Source organism: [Flexibacter] sp. ATCC 35208 (genome assembly GCF_001975825.1).
Classification (GTDB): Bacteria; Bacteroidota; Bacteroidia; order Chitinophagales; family Chitinophagaceae; genus Chitinophaga.
The window spans coordinates 1-1,542 of the sequence record NZ_MTKN01000177.1 but is presented as its reverse complement, the minus strand read 5'-3'; the positions used below and the strand labels follow the sequence as shown (position 1 = coordinate 1,542).

At 37.2% G+C, this 1,542-nt stretch carries 3 protein-coding genes; all 3 read left to right on the top strand.

What is annotated here, in order from left to right; translation table 11 throughout:
* The coding region (locus BW716_RS37975; protein ID WP_220388914.1) for a hypothetical protein at positions 1–273 on the top strand (273 nt) is incomplete at its 5' end.
* Positions 274–560: 287 nt separating this feature from the next.
* Positions 561–1,085: a hypothetical protein gene (locus tag BW716_RS34925; RefSeq protein ID WP_143709231.1), complete on the top strand. Its 525-nt coding sequence runs from the start codon at positions 561–563 to the stop codon at positions 1,083–1,085.
* A 194-nt stretch (positions 1,086–1,279) separates the two neighbouring features.
* On the top strand, positions 1,280–1,474 hold the full coding sequence (locus tag BW716_RS34920; RefSeq protein ID WP_083730659.1) for a hypothetical protein: 195 nt from the start codon (positions 1,280–1,282) through the stop codon (positions 1,472–1,474).
* Positions 1,475–1,542: the final 68 nt, after the last annotated feature.

The window sequence follows — 1,542 nt, the reverse complement described above, 5'->3', positions numbered from 1 at the left end:
TTTCCACAGCGAAGCTGTGGAAAACTTACCAGACTATTGAAATATAATATAAATTCAATTTTCAGTTTTTCTGCATATGCAAGAACTTTAGCGACAGATTTAAGAAGTTATGAGCTTTTTGCTGCATTTGCTATAGGGAGATTTACAGTGATACCTTTGGAAGGCATTGGTTCTAGTGAGCTATCAGGATTTTCTAAAATGCACTTGGTTGAATATGCTAAGAATCTTCCTTCTAATTCCAGGTCATATGTTCTATCAGCCATACAGATGTAAGAACAGGGAAGACTTTCTTTGTAGTAACAAAGGCATTATATCGTTAGAAGAAGTTCATCCAGAACTTGCTTAGAAGGTTACCCAAGGAAATTTTTGGAAATTGGTCTGTTTTAAACTGTGCTGAATGCGATGCTGTTAATCAGGCATTGAAGGATGGCTCCAAATGGAAGGATTTGAAGGATCTGCATACCGTTAAATGGAATAATAGAAGTAAATCTTACGTAGATTTTGAAAGATGTGATAATTGTAAGTAACATTTAAGGATAAAAAACCAACAAGCGAATAAAATGAATATTGAGTTGCTTCATTCAGTATCAATTAGAGGAAGATATTTTTATGGGTATTGTTGTTTGTTAAGCACAATTCAGAAATATACATTAGAACCAATTTATAAGCCATTGGATAAAATTTTGAAAAATTTTGTTGAAACCGATCAATTAGACGATTGGCAGGGGCGTGTAGATGAATTTATGCCGTCAAGAATACTAGAGGTTGATTTTCCTCTCATTCATTGTGTAGCATCAACGGACAAAAAATCAAATGGATTAATTAAGTATTATTCCGAACAGCCTTTTGTTGTTCTCAATATTATTGAAGAGTTAATGTGGTTAGGTATTTCTAATCTCTATGGCGGCTTCGATAGTAAACATACTTTACCCTACATAATACAGATAGTAAAATATTTAGAAGAGGAAAATATTGATTTACCCAATGAAGGTATCTTGACAATATTTCCAGTGTCAGAAGATCGTGGATGGGGGAAAAGGATAGATATTGATTCTCTTCTGATTGCGTATGGCTATATTGTATAGTATCCGGATTCCCGTCTTCTGGTAAATCTTTGGCGTATAGGTATGATGAGGGTGGGAATAGGGTGCATAAGGGTTATACGCATGATGTAATGACGGATAAGACTTAGAATGTGCTGGCGGTGTATGGGAATGTGAATGGGGAAAGTGATGTGTATTGGAAGGTGTAGCATTTGTATGGGAGTAGCCGGTTGGGGATGTGGGAGCTTGTTACTGTATTGGGTGGTGATGTGGATTCGACATGGAATAAGGTGGGGGTTAGGAGGTATGAGTTGGTGAATCATTTGGGGAATGTGTTGGCGACGATAAGTGACAAGGGGATAGGGGAGAGTGGTGATTATAGGGCGGAGGTGATGAGTGTGGGGGATTATTATCCGTTTGAGATGGGATGATGGATAATAGGATTTATTCATTAGGAGAGTATAGGTATGGGTTTAATGGGGTAAGTATTCGGACCTCG

What these genes read in the sequence shown, in the direction of transcription:
- BW716_RS34920 (WP_083730659.1), top strand. Translation starts at nt 1,280, where the DNA reads ATGTGGGAGCTTGTTACTGTATTGGGTGGTGATGTGGATTCGACATGG.
- BW716_RS34925 (WP_143709231.1), top strand. Translation starts at nt 561, where the DNA reads ATGAATATTGAGTTGCTTCATTCAGTATCAATTAGAGGAAGATATTTT.